The following is an 18,801-nucleotide window of genomic DNA, read 5'->3' as shown; positions in this document are numbered from 1 at the left end:
CCGGAGAAAGTAGTACGAAAGGAAAGATACTTACTTCTACTTATTTGAACTTTACTGATGCAAAGGCTCTTAGAAAAATTAATGAATTTCCAGAGATTGATTTGAAGGTTTTTGTTACAGACCGAGACATTGGATTTCATACGAAGGCTTATATTTTTGAATATATTGACAGTTACAAGGTAATTATTGGTTCTTCTAATATTACGCAAAGTGCTTTGAAGAGTAATGTGGAGTGGAATGTAGAGATTGTGGCTAAATGTGATGCTGCCTTTATCCAAGATGTTCTGCGTGAATACGAAGACTTGTGGGAAGCAAGTACCGTAGCTGATGAGGTGTTTATCCAAAGGTATGAAGATTTTTTAAGTAAACTTGTTTCGATTAATAAAATGCAATCGGTGATTTATGAAAACTCGGAGTACATTGTACCCAACCGGATGCAAAAGCGGGCGATGGAGAACTTGGCGAGAATTCGTTCCTTTGGGCAAAAGAAGGCACTCGTGGTGGCAGCTACAGGAACAGGGAAGACTTATATGTCAGCGTTCGATGTAAAGAACTTCAAACCAAGAAAACTCCTGTTTATTGTACATAGGGAAGAAATATTGAAAAAGGCGAAGGAAACGTTTGAAACACTCATTGTGAATCAGGGGGTGACCTTCGGCTTACTTACCGGTAATCATAAACAAAAAGACGTAGATTATGTATTTGCTACGATTCAAACCATTACAAAGTGCTGCGAAGAATTTAGTCCTGATGAGTTTGATTATCTGATCATTGATGAAGCGCATCACGCGACTAGCTCTAGCTATGAAAGAGTGTTAGCTTATTTTACGCCTGAATTCACTTTAGGGATGACGGCTACGCCTGAACGAAGTGATCAAAATAACGTCTTTGACTTATTTGATAACAATGTAGCCCTTGAGGTTCGTTTACATGAAGCACTAGAGGATGATTTGGTGGTACCATTTCATTACTTCGGGATCACTGACATTGACGGTGTCGATTTGAGTGATGTTGATATCGATGATATTAATGAAGTCGCCAAGCGCTTAAAAGTACATGAGCGAGTCGATTACATCATTGAGCAAATGAACTTTTATGGTCATGATGGGGATAAACGAAAGGGATTAGGATTTTGTGTCAATATTAGTCATGCACAATACATGGCTACAGAGTTTACGGACAGGGGATATCCGAGCATCTGCTTAACGGGCGGCGATTCTGTCGATGTAAGGGCTACATATATGAAAAGATTAGAAGATGATCAGGATGAGCTGCAGTTTATCTTTACGGTTGATATTTTCAATGAAGGTGTCGACATTCCTTCTATTAATACGGTCTTAATGCTACGACCGACGGGTTCTCCGATTGTTTTTATTCAACAGCTTGGAAGAGGGTTACGTAAGCATAGTGGAAAGAGCTTTTTAACAGTCCTTGATTTTATCGGAAATCATAATAAGACCTTTTTAATTGCGATAGCCTTAAATGGGAGCCGGTATTACGATAAGGAAAGCTTAAAGGTTGCGATTGCAACTGGTTTCGCCAATATCCCGGGAGCTACCCATATTCAAATGGATAAAATCTCACAGGAACGGATCTTAGCGCAAATTGATAAGGAAAATTTTAATTCATTAAAGTACTTACGAGAAGAGTACTTTGAATTTAAGAAAATGAATCAGGGGAGAATTCCGTTCTATTTAATGGATTATATTAAATATGATGGTGCTCCGAATCCCGTTAAATTTATCAACAGGGAAAAAAGCTATCTGCAGTTTGTCGCAAAAACCGAAAAATCAGCTGCTTTAAAGAACTTGCTACTAAATGATCATTTCGTCGGAGCGTTAGAAGAACTTTCTAGCAAGCTGCCGTTAAAACGGATCTATGATTTTGTTATTGCACGCTATCTATTAGAGAATGACATGATCACACTAGCAATTGCGAATAATGAGATCTTAAAGCATGTGAAGTCTGTGAATGAGGATAGCATCCTTCATGCATTCGAGTGTTGGAATCAAGCTTTTTATGATGATGCTCAGAAAAGTAGACAGTTGAAGTTATTTACTCATCAAAATGGAGAGCTGAGGAAAACGCCTGCTTTTACAGATGTTCTTGGAAATGCGGAGCAAAGGCTTTACATTGAGGATGTTCTTTCTTACGGCATCTTCCGGTATGAAAAAGAGTATAGAGATGAAGATTATGGGGTCCCCCATTTTAAACTATATGAGCAATATCAAATGGCTGAAGCGGCATTATTATCTAATTATCGAAAAAGTCATAGCTCGTTTCGAGGTTCAGGATTACTTGTTAATGGAAAGGAATTCTTTATTTATATTGATCTTCATAAAGAAGCAGATATCAAAGAGAGCATTAATTATAAAGACGAACTTCTAAATGAACAGTACCTACAGTGGGAGACTCAAAATAGTACTTCCCCAAGAACAGAACGTGGGAAAGATATTGTCTATAATCACGAGCGGAGTGTCAACCTACATTTATTTGTTAGGAAGTACAAAGAAATTGAAAAGAATAAAACAGAGCCTTACATCTATATCGGTAGAGGTGATATTGTAGAGTTTGAAGGAGAAAAGCCAATAACGACAAAGGTTAAATTAGAGCATCCAATTCCAGCTGCTTTGTATACGGAGCTTACGGTAAAGGTTTGATCTAAGTGAAAATAATCCATCTCTATTATAGAGATGGATTGTTTTCACGAATAAGTTGTTCTACAGCAGGTATGTCAGCTGGCGCCCAGTTTAATGAAGCAAGGTTCTCTCTTTTTAGCCAAATAAGCTTTGAATGCTCACTTCTTGTGGGTATACCTTCAATAATTTTCGCTTTTAGAGAAAGTAATTGTATGGTAAACGTTTCATATTCATGAGTATGGTCATTAAATAATTCAGTAGCTTTAATTATACAATCTAGCTCCTCTTGAATTTCTCTTTCGAGTGCTGAAGCCAGATCTTCGCCTGCTTCTACTTTCCCGCCAGGAAACTCCCACATATTTGGAATCGACATATCAGGTGACCGTAACGCACATAGAATTTCATTTTCTTCATTTTCAATAATGGCTGCAACAACCTTGACTAGCTTTTTCATCTGTTTCCTCCAGTATCCTGTGATCATGTCTATTTTAGCACCTTTTTATAAGTTTGTTTATCAATGAAACTATTTACGACAGCCGAAATGTAAAATATTGTTGTATACTAAATCTATTAAAATAGAGGAGTAGATACAATGCCTATTTATAATAAATTAGTTCGTGACCGAATTCCAGAGATTATCGATAGTACTGGAAAGAAATCTTCCACAAAAATATTGAATGAAGAAGAATACATAAAAGAGTTAAAGAGGAAAAGTTTTGAAGAGCTTCAGGAATATGTTGAAACTGAAAATTCTGAGGAAGCTATAGAAGAACTGGCAGATGTATTGGAGATTATCCATGCCCTTGCAGCGTATCATGGTTCAAGTATTGAGGAAATTGAAAGAGTACGAATTCAAAAAGCTGAGAAACGAGGCGGATTTAAAGATAAACTCTTTTTACTTGAGGTAGAGGAATAAAAATAATTATTAGATGATTGAATCCCATGAAAGACGGAGTAAGTAAATATAAATAAATGAGGTTTTACGATGAGCTTTAAGCTTCAGGTTGGAGAAATGCAAACAGAATACCTGACTGATAAAGATATATGGAGTCATTTTAACTATATTTTTTCTAGTAAATCAAAGAACTCTACGACTTATAAATTCGTGTTAATTAAGTCCTTGCTGGAAAACTTGTATAACGTAGATGGGAATCTTCAGCTATCCTATTCGACTCTTTTTAATAGTTTTGCCAAGATCTATTGGAATTTAGTTGTACATCATCGACTAAATCAGATTAATATGGTAAATAAAAAGTCAGAGGTTCAAAAAGTTCTCCTAGATATTCAAGAAAAATATCAAATTCCATCGACCATTGTGTTTGATAGGCTCTCCCCTGAGGTTCAGCTTGAGGTTGTGCTAAAAGTTAAAAGGAAATGTAAGATTAATGTGATGGGTGCTCTATATGGGGATACACAGGCAACCTTCTATGATTTTGATAATAAAATAGAGCAACTGCGATTTAGTCCTTCGTATTATTCGTTTATGCAGCGATTTCAGCGTGTCCTTCAATACCTTACGAATTATCAGTTGGCGTTATTTTTAGAGAAGTTTAATACTCAAGGAGATACAACGAATTTATTGGTTAGAATTGAAAATGTTTCGAAACGATCTTCGCTGGATCAATTCTACCGCGTGTTATCTTCATTCTATAATGGGACATGCTTTTATTGTGGTAAATCGATTAAACGAAAGGAAGCTGCACATGTAGATCACTTCATTCCATGGAGCTTTGTTCAAGCTGATCAGCTCTGGAATCTGGTTATCGCGTGTTCACCCTGTAATTTATCAAAGAGCGATAAATTAGCTTCAGGACTTTATTTGGAGAATCTGATTGAACGCAATGATTTATTTATCCAAAACGAGATTGGTATCAAGGAAGACATGGAAGTATACACTCCTGAAAAATTACAAGACCTTTATAAATTTTCTATTGATAATGGGTTTACGGATATATGGGTGCCAAAATCAATCATATAAAGGATCTATTTTGTTGATATGATTTTATTCTCAATAATAATGTACGATTCATTTTACTTTAGTGAAATGGATCTTTTTTTGTGGTGAAAGTAAGATTATATCGAACAAACTATGTTTTAAAGATATAATTACAGTAAATGTTATTTTATTATAAAAATGTAAATAATCTAGTGCTTATAGAGAAGGTTTTGTTTACTCAGTTCCACATAAAAATATTTTGATTAATAGATTTAGTGAGGAGTATCAAAAGTTTTATTTTAAAGGAGCGAGAATATGAATAGTGAGAGTTTCCGTAATGAAATTGTCAGGCTAATAAATGAAGCAAAAGAAGAGGGACTGCCATATGTTGATATTGTCTCAGGTGATGTTCATAGGAATTTAGGCGGTTATCCGTCGAGAATCCATCAAATGCCAACTTGCTGTGACGCAATGTATGCTCTGAAGAGTGATCATGATGAGGTCATTTATTCACCACCAAAAGGAAAAGGCGCAACACTTCAAATTAGGTATCATCTAACGACTACTAATGATCCTTCTAATTTATCTTCAAGGATACCACCTATAGGAAACACTAAAGTAAAACTCCCAAATACATTAAGAGGAAGAAGTCTACATACCAAGATAATACCAACTGTTTGCAACTTGAAAAATATGCTTACTAAACTGGTTGAGGTGAATGGAGATATTTCAAGATTAAAACAGTGGGAGAAAAGAAGTTACTTTGCTTACCAGCTTGGTAGTATTAAGGAAGAGCTGTTAGCTGCTGAGCCAAACGAACAAATAAAACTGATAAGAAACCATATATTAAACGGTGATCCCAGCCATTTTGGAGCAAGTTGTATAGATATTTATTTAGTAGCATACGTTAGTGAAACCATTGGATTAGGTAAAGATATATTCTTTCATTATATTAAAATCATGGGTATATCGGATAAGCCTAATTCAGCGCAAGCGATATGGCAGGTGGGCAAAGGCGATGGAGTCTATTTAGGTATTCTGAATGACAATGGAACGGTCCGTGATTGGGACTTTATCGCTGCTTGGATTAATGGGTAAAAATTATAAATGGTAGGTGATAGAATGCTAGCTGAAATTAAAAATAAAGCTTCTCATACGATGGAGGATCAGCTAACGGGTGATTTTTTTGGAACCATTCGTTATTTGCCTTTTGAGAAAGGACTACTACATGTACTCTCAGCTGTCAGATTTAACGATGTGTTAGTTCAGCAGGAATGGTTGAGGGAGCTTCAAAAAGAGTCTGGCCATACAGAGATTAACTTTTGGCTGAAGCATGAGGAGGGTGAAATTGATTTATTACTCCCTTTGACCAATGCATTGGTTGGTATTGAAATAAAATACTTTAGCGGGATTTCGTCTGAGGATGGAAATGATCTTGAAATCACTTCCGATACTAGTCGAAACCAATTAGCACGTTATGCACGTATGCTTCTGGATCTTAGGGAAGACAATAAGCCTCTCTTTTTAGTCTTTTTAGCCCCTTTCCAGATGATGCAAGCTGTTGAAAAGTCTTTAGAGGAAAGAAATATCATTAAACAAGAGGTGAGCCTTGGCTATATCTGTTGGGAAGATGTACTAGAAACGCTGACTGCGATCGATACCACTGGTTATCAGCCAGGAGAGAGTCTAATTCTTACTGACTTAATCCATTTGTTGAAAAAGAAAAAGTTAATGCGATATAGGGGTTTTGCGAAAGATCTGCTGCAAAAAGAAGTATCCAAAGAGGCCTTTCTTTTCCAAAAACCTGCTGCTGATACGAAAAGTTGGCACTGGCCAACCAAATTATTGAATGGAGATGTTGGATATGTCTGTAACAATTAATCGCGGGGAAAACATCACGACTGCCATTGAAATAGTGAAAGAAACTTATGCAAACTTAGAAGTGCTGTTTGCTGAAATGGACCGGATTGGGGAGGAAGAAGGCTATATTACCCTAACACCTCGTTTTTTGCGTTGGAAGTCAGATACTGATTCGGATGGTTGGATGACAAGTGATTTCATTAAGCTTTATCAAGTAGAAAATGATCCGCTTTCTGAAAAACTCCCTGATTTACGAACTGGTTCCTTGTTTGGAGTCGAAATTGATTTAGAAGGACAAGAAGAATATCCGACTATTTCACTTATTCGTTATACATACGATTACTCAGCATGGACGAGAATGCCGGCTGTTTCTGATCATTGGTTATTTTATTATCCGTTTCGTGACAAGAATCTTTTTGAAATAGACCAAAAAGATAAGGTTTGGACTAGTCTCCCATTAGAAAAAGCTAAAAAACGTTACTGGGGAATTCAGCGTGCCGTAGGCATCGACATTCCGCTGATAGACATCACGTCTCCTGAATTAATTCGGACGGAAATTTTCCAAAAGTTAATGACCTTACCGGAATAGGCAATATACTTCTATGTATTTTAGTTGTTCAAGATTCTATTATTGAGAAATGAACGTCTCTAACGTATAGGCTTGGTTATCAGCAGGTGTCCCTATTGGGGTGCTTGCTGTTTTTTCGTTCCAGCCTAGTTCATGAAGGGTGGTGAAATATAGCTCTTTGAGCAGCTTTTTTAAGGTGCCGCTGAAATAGCCGGGCAGGTTTCGAATGGTCTTCTGTTTAGTGGCTTGGAGTGTGATCGTGAGTGATTGAAGACCGGAATGAAGGATATCTTCTGAATCAAAAGCTGTTTTAAGTAGGACAGTTTGTGCTAGGTAAATCCCGTATAACGTTTGTATGATTTTTTTATTAGAGATAAAGCAGGCGGCCCTTTCCTTGAATTTGTCATAAGGAGTTTTGGGGATATACGTATTCTTTATCTCTTTCTTTTGCTTAAGAATAATAAGGCTTTTTGGTGTGACAAAATTCGCTGGTGCGGGTGTGACATGCTGGGTTAATTGGGGTTCTGTGTCGTTGTCTGTTGGTAGAATAACAATGGCATTTACGGTTTGCAGCAGGTCACTTTCTCGTTTTAAACTATACTGTCGAATAATCCCGAGCGTCTCCAAACGATTACAAACACGAATGATGGTTCGTCGACTTTTCCCAACCAGCTCACCAATTTTTCGTTTGCGCAAAAAACTGACTCCAGGGTATATACAACTGTAGTGTGACAAGGTGACGAGGACGGTTTTTTCTGTGTTCGTCAGCTCGGCGTCGAACTTTATTTGATAGTGCTGCAATGCAAGGTTCATCTCGTTTACTGAGGAGAAGGTAGAAAGGGATGTGTACGTATCCGTTTTGGCAATGGACGAAATGGATTTTTTGGTCATATGGGATTCCTCCAACTAGTCAGATTGGTGGTTCACCCCATATATACCAATTAAAACGGACAAAGTAGCATCGATAAAAAATATTTTTGAGGCGCCCATTCCCCTAGGTAGTCCATAGTAGCTGGTCTATTTTTATCAATCTACTTGTATCTATAGTAAAGAGTGCAACAATCAAGGGGGAATCTTGATGAGAAAGAGTTGGATCTGGGCGGCGGGCATTATATTGGGGATGATCCTCATCTTTTTTATCGGATTGGAAATCGGGACATCTCGAGCAGTTGTTACGTTAAATAGTAAAAAAGTGGATGCTCTTGCGTTGGAAAAGGAAGTTGAGAAATCCAAAGAAAAAATCGACGAATTGGAAGCAGCTATTTTAGCGCTAGAAAATGAAAAAGAAACAGCGGAGGCAGAGGTAGCTGAGATGGTAGACGAAGCGGACGTCGTATACGCACTGATTGAGTCCAAGGATGAGATTGAGGCACAGCTTTCGGAGGTAACGGGTCTGTTGAAAAAAGAAGAGCAAAGTTTAAAAGACATGAAGAGTCGGGTCAAGGAAAAAGAAGGCGAGTTGGCCTCGTTAAGTGGAGCAGTTAAACAAGCAAAGGGAAAACCGAGAACATTGCAGGCCGGTTATTATACGGTAGGACAGGATCTGCCAGAGGGTCGATATAAAGCAACACCCATTGGAGAAGGCAGTAATTTTTTCGTCAATGAGGGAATGACTGTGAACACAATCCTAGGCAGAGATGGCGAAGCTTCGTATACGTTTTCTGTAAGCGAAGGAGATGTCATTCGGACAGAGGCCGCGGTGAAGTTGACACCTCTTGAGGGTGAGTAATAGATTTTTCGGAACGGAGCCATATAAGTGGCTCTTTTTTGCTAGTAAACTGTCCATTCTTGGCTAAAAAAAGGATTTGCTGGTGTTCTACTAGAATGAGTAAAGAGTGATTAGTTTACGTTTTTAATTAAGGAAAGATGCATAGGAGGAAATGATATGGAAGCAAAGCAAACGGTTTTTGTGAATGAATTTACCAATGGCATCTTAGATCCTGCTCAAGAAATGCTTGGGCCAGTAAAGGATGGCGGGCATGTTGTTGCTAATACGGCTCCGGGGTGCTGGGGACCCATGATTACCCCTTCAATCCGCGGTGGTCATGAAGTGACCAGGCCTGTTTTTGTCGAGGGAGCCGAGGTAGGAGATGCGATTGCGATTAAGATTAAGTCTATTCAAGTTACCTCTTCCGCTACTTCATCAGGAAATGATCAAACAGTAGAGGGTCGATTTGAGGGAGATCCCTTTGTCGCTGGGATTTGTCCTGGATGTGGGGCGAAGAATCCGGAGACGGTGATTGAAGGAATCGGTCAAGAGGCCATTCGTTGTGCCAGTTGTGGTGAGGATGTGACGCCATTTATCTTTACAAACGGGTATACGCTGGCCTTTGATTCGAATCGAACCGTGGGCGTTACCTTACATAAAGAGGCAGCTGAACATATTGCACATGATGGACGAACCTATATGGCAACGCCTGAACATTCGGTTCAGAATCCAATTGTGACGTTTGCTCCACATGATTTAGTCGGTACGGTTGCAAGACTGCGTCCATTTTTAGGCCAATTCGGAACCACCCCTTCAAGACCGTTTCCTGACTCGCACAACGCAGGCGATTTTGGTCAATTTTTGATAGATGCCCTACATGAAAACGGGCTAACGAGGGAGCAATTATCGGATCGGACCGACGGGCATATGGATATTAACCGTGTGCGCGAGGGAGCGGTTTTAATTTGCCCTGTTAAAGTTCCAGGCGGTGGTGTCTATCTTGGTGATATGCATGCGATGCAAGGGGATGGAGAAATCGCTGGCCATACAGCGGATGTGGCTGGGATTGTTACCTTCCAGGTCATCGTAATCAAAGGCCTGACGATTGAAGGCCCGATTTTATTACCAGTTGAAGAAGATCTGCCCTATCTGGCCAAGCCGATTACCATGAAAGAAAGAGAGACAGCCCGTAGTGTCGCTGATCAATGGGGAGTCACGAAACTTGAAGAATCGCTGCCCATCTCGTTTATTGGAACCGGAGCGAATTTAAATGACGCAACAGATAACGGCCTGCAGAGGGCAGCGGAAACTCTTGGGATAACAATTCCAGAAGTGATGAATCGTGCAACCATAACAGGGTCAATCGAAATTGGCAGACATCCAGGAGTCGTAACGATTACTTTCCTATGTCCTGTAAAGTATCTGAATAAATTGGGGATTACACAGCTTATAAAGGATCAGTATAGTCATACTTCACAATCGTATTAGACCGGTTTTTATGTGTAAAATGCGCATTTTTCATTTGAGGATAAAGTTATAAAACCACTCACTTTTGTCCTTAATTATATATCGACTATAGAATAACAGCAGGGTAGATTGTTTAAACTAGTCCTCATGAAGTCAAAGCTGTGGCGGGTATATGGTCAAACGAAAAGGAAAGTACGGCAGTTTTTATGGTTGCAGTAATTTTCCAACTTGCCGGAGTACTGTTAAAGTGGAGGAAGAATTTTGTCGTTAGTTTGTCTTTTAATGGATATTCTTGCATTTTTATCTAGATAAGAGATATGCTGTAGATGTAAAAAGGAATGGAGGGAATTAGTTGAAAAAGTTAGCAGATAAGGTTGTCTTAATTACAGGTGGTGCCGGTGGGATTGGTGCTGGTATGGCTAAAGCCATGGTAAAAGAAGGGGCGACTGTTGTGATCGTCGACCTGAGTGAAGAAAGAGGTCGAATCGTTGAAAAAGAAATTCAACAGCATTCACCCAATTCCATGTTTATTCCGTTTGATTTAACGAAACACGATGAACTGCCGGGATTGGTCGAACAAGTTGTCTCCAAATACGGGAAATTAAATGTCCTTGTTAACAATGCACATGTTTCTCGTCAAGTTCCATTTATGGAAACAACCAAAGAGCTTCTAGATTTATCATTTAATACTGGATACTATCCTACTTTTTATTTAATGCAGGCAGCTATGCCTCATTTAAAAGAAACAAAGGGTAACATTATTAACTTTGCCTCTGGTGCAGGATTAAATGGGCAGCCGACGCAAGCTGCTTATGCCTCAGCAAAAGAAGCGATTCGCGGTTTGACTCGGGTAACCGCGAACGAACATGGCAGAGATGGCATCACCATCAATTTAATCTCTCCAATCGCCAATTCTGAAGGTGTACAAGCCTGGGCGAAAGCACAACCGGAAATGTATGAAGACATGTTAAAGGGTATCCCAGCTGGTCGTTTGGGTGACCCCGAAGAAGACATCGGACGTGTAGCCGTATTCCTCGCATCTGAGGACAGTAAATACATTACTGGCCAAACAATCATGGTCGACGGCGGCTCGATTATGTTGCATTAACAGAATTAAGAGGCATAAAACGCTTGGGCATTTCCAAGCGTTTTTTATCGTTTACGATAAATGGTCATTCGATAGTCATTCCATTTCCTGTTTCAATTCAGAACAACTTTCCAAAAGTTAAAGAAGGTTTGTTCCATACCTTTTTTTGTTCTATGCAGTTATTTTTCTTTGTCTTTCTTATTCCATTGATATGGAGTCTGAGCCCAATCAAATAATAGTGAAAGAAGAAAAAGAAGAATAGTAGTTATAACGGTTTGCACCCATAAAATGTAATCCACTGATAGTCGTTGCCATAGAAGAGATACTCCAAAGAATATCATTGCGTAACGAGCATTTCTTATAAACATAGAATCACTGCTTGAAGGTTGAATACAAAACTTCATTTTATCCCTGCTTTCTTTACATTAATACTCATAATCTTCTGTTAATTATATCGTAAACTTCTCTTTAAAAGGATATAAATAGCATTAAAAAGTGTATATGAGTAATAATTTTCTTCATAAAATGGAAAAAATCATTAGCGAGGAATTTTTTATTTTAGTAAGCTATATATATAGGTATTTTAAAATGATTTCTATTTCTAAACCAAATTGATTACGTTCAACAAAGATATGAGGAGGAATCAGCAATGAGAGTTAGAGACTTTATGATAACTGACGTATTTACATTAGAGGAAAATGAAAATTTTAAAACACTATTAGAATTAATGGTAGAGAAAAGAATCGGTGGTGTTCCTGTCGTTAATACAAACAACCAGTTAGTCGGCATTATTTCTGACGGTGATGTATTAAGAACACTGAAACCTAAAACACATACTTCGTATTTCGGTTATTATTTAAGTTATACGGATGATCTGGATGATACGTTGTCGAAAGCTGCAAACCAATCTATTAAACAGGCGATGCGTAAGAAAGTTATTACCGTCAATGAAGATGACGAGTTAGAATCGGTGCTCAAACTTCTTGCGAATAATCATTCAAAAAGATCCCGGTTATAAATAAAAATAACGAAGTAGTAGGGATTGTAAGTCGTGGAGATATGATCAAGAAACTAAGAGAAAAACTATTAGGCGATATCAACTAAGAGAGTTGAGACGAAAAACGGACAGCAAAATGGCTGTCCGTTTTTATTATGGGAAAAGATAAAATAACTGATTCGTAAATAATAGAAGCAACATATTAATATTGACTTTCTCAAAAAAGAAAGTAAAATAAATTGTAAGTGATTACTCACATTTTGTTAGGAGTGAACCGAATGCCATCAAAGAATCTGATTGATGAAATGATTGCCCAAGCTAAAATCTCGAAGAAACAAACAGACAAACAACAGAAAGTAGTAGATGCAGCCATTAAAATATTTGCAGAAAAAGGGTTTGCCAACACGTCAACCAGCGAAATTGCCGAAGAAGCTGGGGTAGCGGAGGCCACGATCTTTCGCCATTACGGAACGAAGGATAATTTACTGCTTTCGATCACCTTGCCTTTTCTAAAGGATTTAATTCCTCGTATGGCTGAAGAACTTTTTAGTGAATTAATGTCACAAAGTCCGGCTACATTTGAACAGTTTATACGAGGACTTCTTAAAAATCGGATTGAGTTTATTAAAGAAAACAAAGAAATATTTCAAGTTCTTGTAAAAGAAGTTATGTATCGAGAGGAGTTTAAACAAGAACTTAAGCCTTTAGTTTCTGAAATACTCGTTCAACATTTCATTAAAATCATTGAGGAATTTAAAGAGCGCGGAGAGTTGATTGAAAAAGCATCACCTATTATTCTTCGGATGTTCGTAACGTTTTTATTTGGCTATATTACCTCTCGTTTCATTTTACTTACTGACAACTTCGTTACGGATGAAGAGGCAGAATTAGATGAAGTGATTGATTTTATCATGAATGGCTTAAAAAAATAAATGGGGAGGTTAAATCTTGGCTATATTTAAAAACAAATTGGTGGTCCTTTCACCCATAATCGCTTTGGTGGTCGTCTTTATTTTTCATTAACACTTTTCCCATCTGTTCAGCCGCAACCGAAGAATTTACCAATCGCCATTGTGAACGAAGACCAAAGCGTGCAAATTCCTAATCAGCCGAGTATGAACATGGGTCAAACCATCGTAGATATGATTCAAGAGAATTCAACTACAGCTGTGAAATGGGTTAACGTTAAAACAGCAGAGGAAGCACAAAAAGGGATGGCTAATCAAAAGTATTATGCAGCATTGACCATTCCTAAAGATTTCAGTGCTAAGCAGGTATCATTAAGAACACCAGCACCTTCTTCACCTGAGGTTCAACTATATATTAATCAGGGGATGAATACCGCTGCTTCAACCATGGCTGGACAAATCTTGAATGGTGTCGTTGACAATATGAACAATACGGTTCGTCAACAACTTCTGAATGAATTTGACAAACAAGGGGCCGCCTTAACGGCTAAACAAGCGGAAAGCCTCGTTGCTCCTATTACCAAAACCGTTACGAATGTGAATGAGATTGGTACGAATAGTGCAAACGGCAATGCGCCGGTTTCCTTATTTCAGCCATTATGGATGGCAAGTCTAGCGAGTGCAGCAATTCTTTTTATGGTTGTTCGTAAATTACCCATTGCTAACGTAAAGGAGAACCTTGCTGCAAAGATCGTTCAAATTTTAATGGGAGCTATTATTTCGCTGGTCATTGGATTTGGACTAACGTGGTTGGCAGATAGTATGTTAGGGTTAAACATTCCCCAATTCGCAGATACAGCACTTTTCCTATCACTAACGAGTTTTAGCTTTCTCTTAATGATATTAGCGGTCCTTTCCCTAGTAGGGTTTAAAGGAATCCCGATTTTTGTTTTAATGCTATTCTTTGGTGCACCGTTGCTTGCAATGGCCCCGGAAATGATGTCTTCCTTTTATCGAGATTGGATTTATTCGTGGCTGCCAATGGGGTTCATGGTAGAAGGCTTACGCGAACTGTTCTTCTTCGGTAAAGGATTAACCTGGAGTTCTCCAGTAACTATCCTTATGTGGATTGGAATCGTAAGTGGTCTAGTTATACTAGTTTCTAGCCTAAAACTGAAATCATCACATAAACAATCACAACCTCATTTAGATAGCTAAATATGTTGTTCGGAAAGCAGCTTTTACGGCTGTCTTTTTTTGTTGTGTTTTTTAGGTTAATAAATAATTTAAAAATCCGATATTATAGATGAATAATTTTTTTATTTTACCAGAAAGGAAACACATCATAGTCGAGAATATTTATTTTAACTATAAAGGCGGTTTAGTTTTATGAAGAAGTCAAAGAGTATTGTATGGAAGTTGTCTTCCATAATTATAGGGTTATTTTTAGCACTGTTTCTAGCTTATTCAGTGGTAACGAGTATGATGATTAACGATAAAAGCGTAGAAGATGCAGAGAGTTCAACGGTTAAAAACGCTGAGTATTCTGTTGGGAAAATGAGTGAGCACTTTAATAATGTCAATGAGAGACTACTGACTACGAAGCATATCGTTGAAAGTATGCATGAGAAGAAGAATTTGTCAGCAGAAGAAGTTATCGATATGCTGGAGGCCAATTTAACTGACAACGATGAAATTTTTGCTGTTTATGCAATCTTGGAAAATAATTCAGTTGAAATAGAACCGACCATATCTAAAGCTCTAATTGATGATAGTAATAGGTTTATTCCTTATTTAGTACAAGATGGTGACCAAGTAGATGTCAGTTTTTTAGAGGGATATGAATCCGAAGAAATAGGTGACTGGTACTGGGTTCCGAAAAAAGAAAAACGAGCTATATTGACAGAGCCCTATGAGGAAGAAGTAAATGGAGAAAATATGTCCATGACTACATTATCCGTTCCACTCATTGACTCGACCGGAACCTTTTTTGGCATTTTGTCTGCCGATATTTCAATTGATTATTTAACGGAGCTTGTTACTACGATTAAACCAGACGGCGGGTATTCCTCAATCATTACCGAGTCCGGAATGATTTCCGTAAATAGTAATAAGGAAAAAATGAACGGAACTTATATGAAAGATTCGATTGATTGGGACTCCGTTAAAAAGACACTCGATAGCGGAAAGCCAGAAAGTATCTATGTGGATTCGAAAACCTATGGAGAACAAGCATTTAATGCTTTTGCACCGATGATGATTGAGGGGATTGACGAGACATGGTCAGTACAACTGGTTTTGCCCAACTCGAAGATTTTAGAAACTTTTAATGCCATTATTTTTGTCAATGGATTATCAGCAATTATCATGGTTGTGTTAATGGCTGCAGCCACTGCAAGATTCATCTATAAAGCATTAAATCCTTTGACCTTTTTACGGGATTCCATTGAAACAGCAGCGGAAGGAAATCTAACGAAAAAGATTGATGAAAAATATATCAGACAGGATGAAATTGGTGCTGTTTCAGCAGCCTATAACAATATGCTGGATAAAACGAATGATGCCATACACACGGTGTTGAATTCATCCACTGTCCTTAATCAATCGTCGACACAGGTGAATGAGGCATTTAATGAAATTGTTGCTTCGAGCCAAGAAGTTTCAGTTGCAACGAATGAGATTGCGGAGGGTGCCGCTCGGCAATCGATCGATACAGAAGAAACCGGTTCTCGAATGGTTGGCCTTTCGGATCAAATTGACTCATTGACCGTTCTGTCCGTACAAATGGACAAGTTGTCGATTCAAACTCGAGAAACAACAGAAAAAGGGATGAAAGAAATTGAGGGATTGCGTGAACATAATGCAGCCAGCAATGAAATGAATGAGAAAGTTCAAAATCAAATTGAATCGCTAACGTCAAATATCGCCAATATTAATCAAGTTATTGCATCGATTCAAGGGATATCCAATCAAACGAACTTACTTGCACTCAATGCGAGCATTGAAGCAGCTCGAGCTGGTGAGCATGGCAAAGGCTTTGCAGTCGTAGCAGAGGAAGTTAGAAAACTAGCAGAGCAGTCAAAAAATGAAACGGAAGTCATCAGGCAAACAGTAGAGAGCATCGTCGAGGATTCAAAACAAACCGTTTCCATGATTGCGGCCAACGTCCAGTTAATGAAAGCACAAAATGAGTCTGTCCATAATACCGAGACAGCGTTTAAAGATAATCATAAACTAGCTCAAGACAGTGCAACTGCCATTAGTCAGCTAGTATCAGAACTCAACAATATGCTAGAGCATAAAAATCAAGCCATGACAGCTATTCAAAGTATCTCAGCCATCTCAGAAGAAACAGCTGCTTCCGCCGAACAAGTAAGCGCCTCAGCTGTTGATCAACAAGCAGAACTAGAAAAAGTAGCCGATTCCGTTAACCATATGAATACTATTGCAAAAGAACTACAAGAAGTCGTTGACCGGTTTAAGCTATCTTAAACAAGAGCACAAAAAATAGCATTCCGAAAAGGAGTGCTATTTTTCTTTGGTAATTAGAAAGTTTTTAGAATCATAACCAATCTTTTACATAAGCTACTATTCCTAAAAATGCACCTAAGCCTGAACAAACGAACACAAAAGCAATATTGTTAACTTTACCTTAACTTTGATTAAGTTTCTCGTTACTCATTTAAAAAGCCTCCATTGTTTTTCCGTTATAGTAATAGATTACAACTCTTTCAGCATATACACTTGCTGAGCGGTTGTTTGAAAACCTATCTGCTTTAAAACGCTATAGGTTTTTTCACTTTTATTAATTGGTAAATTAGGAACTGTTCGTATGATATCATCGTTAAAATCACCAAAAATAGTACCTGCCAATCGATGAATAATTTCTTCAGTATCAGCTCCGGGTTTCGGCTCACACTGATACATCGTGGTACTTGTATGTTCCCCTTGGTTATTATAAATCCTATGGTAATAAGCGTAGCCAAGTACATCAGCACGATCATCTTTTACGATGATGCCTTCACCGATTTTGGCGCTTTGCCATCGTGTCTGCCATGGATTCGTTGCTTTATAAAAAGGTAGTTGACCAACTTGCTGTGGTGCTGCTCGTTCGACCGTATAGTTATGGTTGAACTCCCTTATGGGATTTTGGCGTTGCTTCCCATTAAGAGTTAAGAATTCAACAGTATCTTCGATAACATAACCCATCTTTTTATAGAGAGAGATGGCGTTCTTATTTTCACTTATTGCTTCAAGTGTTGCTAGACTAACGCTCTCTTCTTTTAGGTTTAAGAGGTTTGCTTCGATGAGTAATTTTCCGATTCCTTTTCCTCTGTATTCCTTGCTGACTCCAGTTCCTCCATTCCAAGCTATTTTTTTACCGTCAACTATTCTTAAACCCGTCATTACGATTCCGATTGGTACATTGTTTTCAAATGCGATGATGGATAGAGAAGGTGAAAGGTCTTCAGTAAACATCCTTGTGATAAACTTTTCCGGAGTAGTCGTTGCATCAATAAAGTATCCTTCAAACCCTTGGTTCCAAGCTGTAACAGCTTCCGCTATTGAACAATCTACTAACTTCTTAATCTTAATCATGTTATTCCCCCTTAAGATAGCAAGTCTGGACTTAGAATTTATTACCATTTATACATCAAATCTATCATTATTTTGAAAAAAAGGTAAGCATAATTAAACTTCATTGGTGACTTTCCTTTTTATAGCGTTCACGACTAAACAAACATGCACAACTTGGGGGAGAGGAACCTGCCCCGATTTTCAAAAAACTTTATTGTCATTAAACAAAACGCTCTTAATAAAGTAGTGTACTATTTCATAAGAGAAATATTCAAAACAAGGTAATCTAGGAAATAGGCAAACTCTTCTTAAGGAATCTGGAGTGCATGGTGCATGTCAGAAGACACCAAAATAGACGGCTTAGTTATAAAATAGATAACTAAACCGTTTAAAGTGCCCTGGAGAATTATAGAACCATGTATTACCAAATGGGTTCGTCTTCATTCGATAATTCAATTAAAATCGGTAGATTCCGAGGATTAACAAGAAAGTTCCGATTAATAGATAACATGTGGGTAAAACTGGAATGTTAAATAAAATGGAAAGAAGAATAATGATGGGAACGACAATCAAGCTTAGCTTGTTTCTTTTTTTGTTTTAGTCTTTATATATTGCTTTTCATGGCAGTAAGGACACTTCATCCCTGTGTCCATTGTAACCATTCTTGTAAACGTTTGTTTCCATTTCCACTTTTCCCTGCAGTTTTGACAAGTAGGCATAGTATGTAACTCCCTTCATGATGGGTTGCTACACTTCTATACGTTATAGTCGAAAAATAGTTTCAATTTTTTGGGTTTTAGTATTTCGAATATAGGTAAGCTTCTTTAACTTTTTCTTTTCGGCTATGGTAAGATGAGGTTCAGAGTAGGAGTGAAGAGTGTCATGGGGATTGTGAATTTTTCTGCATTTACTAAATATAAGAATTTAATTCGTTCATTACCGCGGTCTTTTACAGATGAAATGATCAAGAGTGAGCCATTTTTATTAGAAAAAGATGATCAGAAGAAACTTGAAATATACTATGCGCCTTTTGATTATGTGAATGAAAGCGCG

Annotated in this window: 16 protein-coding genes and 2 pseudogenes; 15 read left to right on the top strand and 3 right to left on the bottom strand. The window is 38.0% G+C overall.

The features are described 5' to 3' along the window. Positions 1-2,660: DUF3427 domain-containing protein (locus tag WYK_RS03140; RefSeq protein ID WP_040373144.1), on the top strand; the 2,660-nt coding region annotated here is incomplete at its 5' end. Positions 2,661-2,685: 25 nt separating this feature from the next. On the opposite strand, the gene WYK_RS03135 is transcribed toward WYK_RS03140, so the two are convergent. Then, positions 2,686-3,093: a (deoxy)nucleoside triphosphate pyrophosphohydrolase gene (locus WYK_RS03135; RefSeq protein ID WP_040373143.1), complete on the bottom strand. Its 408-nt coding sequence runs from the start codon at positions 3,091-3,093 to the stop codon at positions 2,686-2,688. Between the two features lie 138 nt (positions 3,094-3,231). Between WYK_RS03135 and WYK_RS03130 the strand changes: the two genes are divergently transcribed. The 5 genes from WYK_RS03130 to WYK_RS03105 all read left to right on the top strand — a co-directional run bounded on the left by WYK_RS03130 (position 3,232) and on the right by WYK_RS03105 (position 7,024). After that, the gene (locus WYK_RS03130; RefSeq protein WP_040373142.1) at positions 3,232-3,555 is read left to right on the top strand and encodes a nucleoside triphosphate pyrophosphohydrolase; all 324 of its coding nucleotides are present in this window, start codon (positions 3,232-3,234) and stop codon (positions 3,553-3,555) included. 69 nt (positions 3,556-3,624) lie between these two features. After that, complete coding sequence (locus tag WYK_RS03125) at positions 3,625-4,617, top strand: HNH endonuclease (protein ID WP_040373141.1); 993 nt, start codon at positions 3,625-3,627, stop codon at positions 4,615-4,617. A 273-nt stretch (positions 4,618-4,890) separates the two neighbouring features. Beyond that, positions 4,891-5,673 carry a hypothetical protein gene (locus WYK_RS25250; RefSeq protein ID WP_201647835.1) on the top strand — a complete coding sequence of 261 codons (783 nt, stop codon included), beginning with the start codon at positions 4,891-4,893 and terminating at the stop codon, positions 5,671-5,673. A 24-nt stretch (positions 5,674-5,697) separates the two neighbouring features. Beyond that, a complete protein-coding gene (locus WYK_RS23165; protein WP_051387288.1) occupies positions 5,698-6,456 on the top strand; it encodes a hypothetical protein in 759 nt (252 codons plus the stop codon). Then, the gene (locus WYK_RS03105; RefSeq protein WP_040373140.1) at positions 6,440-7,024 is read left to right on the top strand and encodes a hypothetical protein; all 585 of its coding nucleotides are present in this window, start codon (positions 6,440-6,442) and stop codon (positions 7,022-7,024) included. The genes WYK_RS23165 and WYK_RS03105 overlap by 17 nt, the downstream gene beginning before the upstream one ends. A gap of 39 nt (positions 7,025-7,063) precedes the next feature. On the opposite strand, the gene WYK_RS23160 is transcribed toward WYK_RS03105, so the two are convergent. Further along, positions 7,064-7,894 carry a helix-turn-helix domain-containing protein gene (locus WYK_RS23160; protein ID WP_051387287.1) on the bottom strand — a complete coding sequence of 277 codons (831 nt, stop codon included), beginning with the start codon at positions 7,892-7,894 and terminating at the stop codon, positions 7,064-7,066. 187 nt (positions 7,895-8,081) lie between these two features. Between WYK_RS23160 and WYK_RS25410 the strand changes: the two genes are divergently transcribed. The 9 genes and pseudogenes from WYK_RS25410 to WYK_RS03060 all read left to right on the top strand — a co-directional run bounded on the left by WYK_RS25410 (position 8,082) and on the right by WYK_RS03060 (position 16,662). After that, positions 8,082-8,732: a hypothetical protein gene (locus WYK_RS25410; RefSeq protein WP_235782424.1), complete on the top strand. Its 651-nt coding sequence runs from the start codon at positions 8,082-8,084 to the stop codon at positions 8,730-8,732. Between the two features lie 156 nt (positions 8,733-8,888). After that, a complete protein-coding gene (locus WYK_RS03090; RefSeq protein ID WP_040373139.1) occupies positions 8,889-10,199 on the top strand; it encodes an acetamidase/formamidase family protein in 1,311 nt (436 codons plus the stop codon). A gap of 148 nt (positions 10,200-10,347) precedes the next feature. Beyond that, positions 10,348-10,449, top strand: a pseudogene (locus WYK_RS25955) (topoisomerase DNA-binding C4 zinc finger domain-containing protein); the annotation flags it as partial. Positions 10,450-10,530: 81 nt separating this feature from the next. Further along, complete coding sequence (locus tag WYK_RS03085) at positions 10,531-11,286, top strand: SDR family NAD(P)-dependent oxidoreductase (RefSeq protein WP_040373138.1); 756 nt, start codon at positions 10,531-10,533, stop codon at positions 11,284-11,286. Positions 11,287-11,914: 628 nt separating this feature from the next. Continuing rightward, positions 11,915-12,283 (top strand): CBS domain-containing protein, encoded by a 369-nt coding sequence (locus WYK_RS03075; protein WP_051387286.1) that lies wholly within the window; start codon positions 11,915-11,917, stop codon positions 12,281-12,283. Beyond that, complete coding sequence (locus tag WYK_RS26250; RefSeq protein WP_152526391.1) at positions 12,271-12,369, top strand: CBS domain-containing protein; 99 nt, start codon at positions 12,271-12,273, stop codon at positions 12,367-12,369. The genes WYK_RS03075 and WYK_RS26250 overlap by 13 nt, the downstream gene beginning before the upstream one ends. 171 nt (positions 12,370-12,540) lie before the next feature. Then, entirely contained in the window at positions 12,541-13,194 is a 654-nt protein-coding gene (locus WYK_RS03070) for a TetR/AcrR family transcriptional regulator (protein ID WP_040373136.1), read from the top strand. A gap of 22 nt (positions 13,195-13,216) precedes the next feature. Next, a pseudogene (locus WYK_RS03065) lies at positions 13,217-14,388 on the top strand (YhgE/Pip domain-containing protein). A 171-nt stretch (positions 14,389-14,559) separates the two neighbouring features. After that, positions 14,560-16,662: a methyl-accepting chemotaxis protein gene (locus WYK_RS03060; RefSeq protein ID WP_040373135.1), complete on the top strand. Its 2,103-nt coding sequence runs from the start codon at positions 14,560-14,562 to the stop codon at positions 16,660-16,662. Between the two features lie 228 nt (positions 16,663-16,890). Here the strand turns inward: WYK_RS03060 and WYK_RS03055 are convergent, their stop codons facing one another. Then, complete coding sequence (locus WYK_RS03055; protein WP_040373134.1) at positions 16,891-17,769, bottom strand: GNAT family N-acetyltransferase; 879 nt, start codon at positions 17,767-17,769, stop codon at positions 16,891-16,893. Positions 17,770-18,801: the final 1,032 nt, after the last annotated feature.

Source organism: Peribacillus psychrosaccharolyticus ATCC 23296 (assembly GCF_000305495.1).
In the GTDB taxonomy this organism is placed as follows: Bacteria; Bacillota; Bacilli; order Bacillales; family DSM-1321; genus Peribacillus; species Peribacillus psychrosaccharolyticus.
Note: the sequence above shows the minus strand (reverse complement) of the source record. Positions and strands in the feature narration are given on the sequence as shown.

Coding starts and splice junctions, on each gene's coding strand:
- WYK_RS03135 (WP_040373143.1), bottom strand. CDS start 3,093: ATGAAAAAGCTAGTCAAGGTTGTTGCAGCCATTATTGAAAATGAAGAA.
- WYK_RS03130 (WP_040373142.1), top strand. CDS start 3,232: ATGCCTATTTATAATAAATTAGTTCGTGACCGAATTCCAGAGATTATC.
- WYK_RS03125 (WP_040373141.1), top strand. CDS start 3,625: ATGAGCTTTAAGCTTCAGGTTGGAGAAATGCAAACAGAATACCTGACT.
- WYK_RS25250 (WP_201647835.1), top strand. CDS start 4,891: ATGAATAGTGAGAGTTTCCGTAATGAAATTGTCAGGCTAATAAATGAA.
- WYK_RS23165 (WP_051387288.1), top strand. CDS start 5,698: ATGCTAGCTGAAATTAAAAATAAAGCTTCTCATACGATGGAGGATCAG.
- WYK_RS03105 (WP_040373140.1), top strand. CDS start 6,440: ATGTCTGTAACAATTAATCGCGGGGAAAACATCACGACTGCCATTGAA.
- WYK_RS23160 (WP_051387287.1), bottom strand. CDS start 7,894: ATGACCAAAAAATCCATTTCGTCCATTGCCAAAACGGATACGTACACA.
- WYK_RS25410 (WP_235782424.1), top strand. CDS start 8,082: ATGAGAAAGAGTTGGATCTGGGCGGCGGGCATTATATTGGGGATGATC.
- WYK_RS03090 (WP_040373139.1), top strand. CDS start 8,889: ATGGAAGCAAAGCAAACGGTTTTTGTGAATGAATTTACCAATGGCATC.
- WYK_RS03075 (WP_051387286.1), top strand. CDS start 11,915: ATGAGAGTTAGAGACTTTATGATAACTGACGTATTTACATTAGAGGAA.
- WYK_RS03070 (WP_040373136.1), top strand. CDS start 12,541: ATGCCATCAAAGAATCTGATTGATGAAATGATTGCCCAAGCTAAAATC.
- WYK_RS03060 (WP_040373135.1), top strand. CDS start 14,560: ATGAAGAAGTCAAAGAGTATTGTATGGAAGTTGTCTTCCATAATTATA.
- WYK_RS03055 (WP_040373134.1), bottom strand. CDS start 17,769: ATGATTAAGATTAAGAAGTTAGTAGATTGTTCAATAGCGGAAGCTGTT.